This window comes from Luteimonas sp. A501, assembly GCF_054052085.1.
Genome location: NZ_JBSVRI010000011.1, coordinates 1 through 5,583, shown reverse-complemented (window position 1 = coordinate 5,583; position 5,583 = coordinate 1). Strand labels below are relative to the sequence as shown.

Genomic DNA, 5,583 nt, shown 5'->3' with positions numbered 1-5,583 from the left:
GCCAGTCCGAAGCCGAGGCGCTGCAGGGCTGACTGCCGATGCCTGCACCGCGCGTGCGAGGTGCAAACGCTACGGATGAGCGATGCGCTACAGATCGCCTGGAACCCGGCAACAACAGTGCGGGACACAAGGCCTAACGCCTGAATTAAGCCGAACCGCGAAGCGGTTTCGGCTTGAATGAATTGTTAGGCACCACTCCGGTAACTGTGGCTGCCGTGCACGTGAAGCTACCACCCAAGCCAATACACGGCTCAAGGGTGACGAGCAGGGGACTGCCCTGAGCGATAGCTAAGCGGTCCAGTACGTTCTCCGATGCCAGGTCACTGAGCTCGATATCCCGGACGCCAGTGAATGACAGGCCGACCACAGCGCCCTTGCCGGCAGAGGCGTCGATGTAGAAGAGGTCGAGCGTGACAGTGCCCTCAGCCGAGTAGTTGAAAGAGGTCAAGCGAGCGTCAGCGAACTCGGGCCAGTAGCCGAAGATTGACGTGACTGAATCAGATTTCGAGATCATGCCTGTGGTGCCTAACGCCTGAATTAAGCCGACCCGCGAAGCGGGTTCGGCTTGAATGAATTGTTAGGACTCAAGCCAGCGAAACGTAAAGTTCTCGGCAGCGTCGACTTTGCCTGCATCGCCAAAATAGAGCGTCGAGCCCGTCATGAGGAAATTGTCCTTCTTATTGGATATGAACATGAGCATGGTGCCGCCATCGATGTGTCGGTTTGATTGAGGTGTGAAAGTGGCTAAAAAGTAACCATCCCTGATCCTGCCAGAGATTTCATAGATGTCCGTAGTCCCGCTGTTATTCTTGTGCGAGTACGTTCCTGAAACTGTGTCGCCTCTCTGCATTAGGTCTAGTTGCATGGGGGCCTCGATTGGCTGGCCATCAAATTCGAATGCTTCCCAACGACCGTCAATCCTTGCCCCGCGATAGATCTTGTCGGCGTACCAAGGAAGAGCAACACGGCGCAAGAGCTCACTACCGCTAATGAACAGGGCGGTCGCGATGAGGCTGCTTACTATTCCGACAATTAGCGACAGCATATGTTTGAGTCCTAACACCAGAGTTAAGCCGTGCCGCGAAGCGGCATCGGCTTGAACGACTCGTTAGGCCGCCGTTCCCTGGCACCTGCGCCCGACGTGCGGCAGCCCAACCCCTGAGGCGAACAGTACAACAAGCGCCGTGCCTGGTGCTGCCGAAACGCATCATGCGCGCGGCCAAGAACTCTCACCGCGCACCGCCCGAAGCCGACCCGGCAGGTCGAATCTTGCGAAGAGTCGCGCCTGTCCGAAGCCGAGGTGTTGCAGGGCTGACTGCCGATGCCTGCACCGCGCGTGCGAGGTGCAAACGCTGCGGATGAGCGAGGCGCTACGGATTGCCTAGAATCCGGCAACAACAGTGCGGGAAACAAGGCCTAACGCCTGAGTTAAGCCGACTTGCGTAGCGTAGCCGACAACGTGGCAAGCTTTACCTGCCACGTTGTTGGTGTAGCGAAGCAAGTTCGGCTTGAACGAATTGTTAGGCCGCACCTGGGGGAAGGCAAAGCTTCACCACGAGGACAATGCTTCCTACGAGAATCATAAGAGCGCCGTACGTTGCAAACCGGGAGTTCGCTAAAAGCATATCGGCCAGGACCTTTGGATCGAACTGCCCTGTTTGTGACATCTGCTCCAGTGCGGGCCTGGTGCTTGGAGATGCATGAGCTCCGAGGGCAGTCCACAGCGCGCCTAGGAGGATCCAAGCAACCGCGACAATATCTAATGTTCTTGGGCTCGGACGATTGAGTGCGACTGCTTCGCCTACGGCTATAGAACTGAGTGCGATGGCCGTTGTCCCGGCGAGTATTGCCAGCCACGCGAACCAGTCTGCTCGTAAATTTTGCAGCAAATCTATAACCCAGCTGGCAAGTCGCTTCATGAAATACTCCCCGTGGTTGTGGAAATGTAGTGCGGCCTAACACTTGAATTAAGCCGCGCCGCGAAGCGGTGTCGGCTTGAATGAATTGTTAGACACCTACTCCTTAGCCTCCCGGTACTGCTCTGCGCGTTTGATCCATGAGTCTCGGCGCTGAGCGTCACCTAGCTCCTCGTAAGCTGCTGCGATGTTCGTTGCGAACTCCCAACGGCGTGATGAGATTTCGCCTTGATCAGGATCTATGGCCTGGGTGTAGAGCTCAATAGCTCTTTGATAGTCACCCTGCCTGAGTCGCGCGTACGCGAACTCCGCAATCAGATCGCCAGTCATGCGTCCGGAGGAGTAAACCGGCTCAAGTAGAGTGATAGTTTCACTGAACTTTCCCAGTACATTCAGTGCGAAAGCGTGTTCAAACGTTAGGGCCTCAGATGCTGCGCCTGCCTCGAGCGCCTTCAGCACGTGACCAAGTGCTTTGTCGCTAGCGCCAATATGATTGTAGTGATACGCCCAGGCGGCGTGATGCTCACCAGGCGGCCGGCTGTCTTTGTAGAACTGCATCGTTTCTGGAATTAATGGCAAACCGAGTGCGGCTACTTGCCCTTCAACCAAGCACGTTGCTGGGAAATTGTGACCAACTCTTTGAATCAGCCGTGCTTCTTTTGACAGGTCTGATTGGAGGGCACGCAAAGCGCCACCGCCCTCTTCCAAGGTTCCGTAATGCTCGAAGGTAAAGCCGGCACTTGGGTCGACGTAGACGTAGCCAAGGATCACGCTGCCATCCTGAGCCTCAGCCCCAAACCAGCTGTTCTCACAATCGGCGATAGTCTGATCGAACGTCAGCTCTGTGGCTTGGGGAGCCTGAGCCAGCGCAGTGGAAGCGCAACAGAGCGCGATGGCGACGATGAGGTTCTTCATGAGTGTCTAACACCTGAATTAAGCCGAGCCGCGAAGCGGCTTCGGCTTGAATGAATTGTTAGAGGGCTACCCGAGCAACCCCCGGCCAAACATATCTTGAGCTCGGGCTAACTGTGTTCGCAACTCTGCCGCGCAGAACAGCGCGGAATCGTGCGCCACCCGATCATTCTCGATGAGTGACCTAAATCGTGGGGTGTGGTGTGCGAAGGCGCTACGACCTGACTTATCGCGCCACTCATATATTTCCTCCCATAGCAGGCCAGCTTGTCGCTCTGCACCTATTAGCCTTGGAAGGAACTCAGTGAAAAGATTGTCATAGCTTTTCAGTGCGCCTTGAACCTGTGTGGGCTCGTGGGCGAGAACGAACTGAACCCTTTCGATCTCTTGCCGAGCTGACGAAAACAAGTTACGACTCTTCTCGACGTGCATGAGTAGCTCAGACTTGTCTCTCTCAAAGGCTAAAGTGGTTTCTAGCTCATGCGCGCTTACGGAGTGCGTGAAAGCTCTGTAGCTGATGTACGCAGACAACAAGCTGACAACGATAGCAAGAGCGGCGATGAGATCAGAACTTTCCATAGCCCTCTAACGCCTAAGTTAAGCCGCGCCGCAGCGGGGCGTGAAGCACATGGCACGCTCTACCTGCCATGTGGTTTGCGCCCCGATGCGGGGTCGGCTTGAACGCATTGTTAGGCCTCAGCTGCATACGCCGCCGGGCCTGCGAAGTACGAACGATTGCGGCGAACCAGCAACGCAAGAGCAACGTACACGAGAACTGCAAGCCCAGCCGTGAGCCAAAGAGCGGAAGGCTTGAAGATCATGTCCATGGCTTCTTGCCGCACCGGTAAGCCACGAAGCTCACGGCCGATCTCGTAGGCCTCGCGAACGCCCTGAATGTCCCGGACTGCCAGTAGGGTTGTGACCAAGTTCTGACCTATGCCGGCCGCCAAGGCACCAAGCAAAACTCCATACCCGACTAGCTGTGGCCGAAACAAGTAAAAGACCGCGGCTGCGTTGAACAGGAACACGACACCAGCCAGGGCGAAGTATGCCCAAGCGGCACCGATACTTGCGAAGATGTAATAGTCAGCGGTGGTGCCGAAGCGAGCAAGGCCATCGAGGTCTTTGCCCGTGGCCCAAAGGAACCAGACGATTAGCAGAATGATTGAACGCGGTCGCCGCACGAAACTTCCCCCTGAGGCCTAACACCAGAATTAAGCCGTGCCGCGAAGCGGCATCGGCTTGAATGACTCGTTAGGCCGCACCGCATTGCCCGAGCGGCTCACCGAACCAGCCGCCAGCGACCGGACGCCGCCACGAGTAGAAAGTACACCGCAACCAGCGTCAGAAGCACATCCAACGCGGTCAGTGATGAAGCGGGTCTGCTGAAGTAGTGGCCGTTGATAGCTCGGATGAGCTGGTGCACCTGGAAGATGAGAGCGAGTCCCGTCGCCCCCGCTACGCCAAGACACAGACGCCATAGAGGCGGAATCCTATGCCGAGGATTCTGCGCCGAATTAGGCTTTCGAGTGCGGCGAGCGTGCGACATGCGGCCTAACGCCTAAGTTAAGCCGCGCCGCAGCGGGGCGTAAAGCACATGGCACGCTCTACCTGCCATGTGGTTTGCGCCCCGATGCGGTGTCGGCTTGAACGCATTGTTAGGCGGCCCCGAGACGATACGGGACCGACCCGTTGTACTGCAGCAGATCCCAGAGATTGCCATACAAGTCCTGGAACACCGCCACTGTGCCGTAAGGCTGCTCGGAAGGCGCGCGAACGAAGGTGACCCCGGCCGACCGATACCGCTCGTAGTCACGCCAGAAGTCATCTGTCTGAAGGAACAGGAATACCCGGCCACCGGTCTGGCCACCAACCGCCGCCAGCTGATCTGTGCCCGAGGCTCGGGCGAGTAGTAGTGACGTGCCCGAGCTTCCGGTCGGAGCGACGACCACCCAGCGCTTGCCCTCTTCCGGCCGCGGCGAGTCCTCAACCAAGCGGAATCCGAGTGTCCCGACGTAGAACTCTATGGCCTCGTCGTAATCACGGACCAGTAGCGAGATGTGGGCAATTGCTTGTTGCACGTTGCGATGCTGCTCCGTGGGCCGCCTAACACCTGAATTAAGCCGCGCCGCGAAGCGGTGTCGGCTTGAATGAATTGTTAGACCTGCGCACCGCTCATCTCAATGATCTCTTTGCTGATCTCATCAGGTCGAACGTTGCAGGCCAGAGCGATCGTGTACTCCTCCCCCGAGTGCAATCGCAGAAACAAGGTGCCCGGAAAGACTGCCCGTGAAAGCTGGAAAGATGCAATTGCCTGCCAAGGGATGAGCACGAGCTCACTCGCTTTGGTCACTACAATTCCTCTAGGTCCAGAATCAACTTTGCGCGGACTCAGATACCACACTAGGTACAGAACAACAGACATCGCGGCTGCGAATGCTGCGATTTCAACCAGACGCCCCAGGAGGTCTTGATGCGAAATCTTTCCCGTTAACGCATAGACGATCACTAGCGCAGCGAAGATGCCGTACCAAGTCAGAATGCCGCGCGAGAGGCGACGCCAGAGTTGCGGCAGCACCCCTTGTTGCTTGATTGAATGTCTCCAAGGCTCACGCCACTTCATCGCAGGTCTAACGCCAGAATTAAGCCGTGCCGCGAAGCGGCATCGGCTTGAATGAATTGTTAGGCGCCAATCTGAGTGAAGTCAGCGCCGGTGTCGTATCTTAGCGTCAGCTCTTTGCCGCTACTGAACAAG

General features: G+C 57.0%; 6 protein-coding genes. All 6 read right to left on the bottom strand.

The features are described 5' to 3' along the window. Positions 1-145 precede the first annotated feature (145 nt). The 6 genes from ACW7G5_RS14505 to ACW7G5_RS14480 all read right to left on the bottom strand — a co-directional run bounded on the left by ACW7G5_RS14505 (position 146) and on the right by ACW7G5_RS14480 (position 5,451). Complete coding sequence (locus tag ACW7G5_RS14505; RefSeq protein ID WP_457005681.1) at positions 146-514, bottom strand: Imm50 family immunity protein; 369 nt, start codon at positions 512-514, stop codon at positions 146-148. A 63-nt stretch (positions 515-577) separates the two neighbouring features. Further along, positions 578-1,045 (bottom strand): hypothetical protein, encoded by a 468-nt coding sequence (locus tag ACW7G5_RS14500; RefSeq protein ID WP_457005679.1) that lies wholly within the window; start codon positions 1,043-1,045, stop codon positions 578-580. Positions 1,046-2,015: 970 nt separating this feature from the next. Then, entirely contained in the window at positions 2,016-2,831 is an 816-nt protein-coding gene (locus ACW7G5_RS14495) for a tetratricopeptide repeat protein (protein ID WP_457005677.1), read from the bottom strand. Positions 2,832-3,517: 686 nt separating this feature from the next. Then, positions 3,518-4,012 carry a hypothetical protein gene (locus ACW7G5_RS14490; protein ID WP_457005675.1) on the bottom strand — a complete coding sequence of 165 codons (495 nt, stop codon included), beginning with the start codon at positions 4,010-4,012 and terminating at the stop codon, positions 3,518-3,520. A 474-nt stretch (positions 4,013-4,486) separates the two neighbouring features. Then, positions 4,487-4,909, bottom strand: a complete 423-nt coding sequence (locus ACW7G5_RS14485) for a VOC family protein (RefSeq protein WP_457005674.1) — start codon at positions 4,907-4,909, stop codon at positions 4,487-4,489. Between the two features lie 77 nt (positions 4,910-4,986). Then, positions 4,987-5,451, bottom strand: coding sequence for a hypothetical protein (locus tag ACW7G5_RS14480; protein ID WP_457005672.1), 465 nt, complete (start codon positions 5,449-5,451; stop codon positions 4,987-4,989). Positions 5,452-5,583 lie beyond the last annotated feature (132 nt).

Coding starts and splice junctions, on each gene's coding strand:
- ACW7G5_RS14505 (WP_457005681.1), bottom strand. CDS start 514: ATGATCTCGAAATCTGATTCAGTCACGTCAATCTTCGGCTACTGGCCC.
- ACW7G5_RS14500 (WP_457005679.1), bottom strand. CDS start 1,045: ATGCTGTCGCTAATTGTCGGAATAGTAAGCAGCCTCATCGCGACCGCC.
- ACW7G5_RS14495 (WP_457005677.1), bottom strand. CDS start 2,831: ATGAAGAACCTCATCGTCGCCATCGCGCTCTGTTGCGCTTCCACTGCG.
- ACW7G5_RS14480 (WP_457005672.1), bottom strand. CDS start 5,451: ATGAAGTGGCGTGAGCCTTGGAGACATTCAATCAAGCAACAAGGGGTG.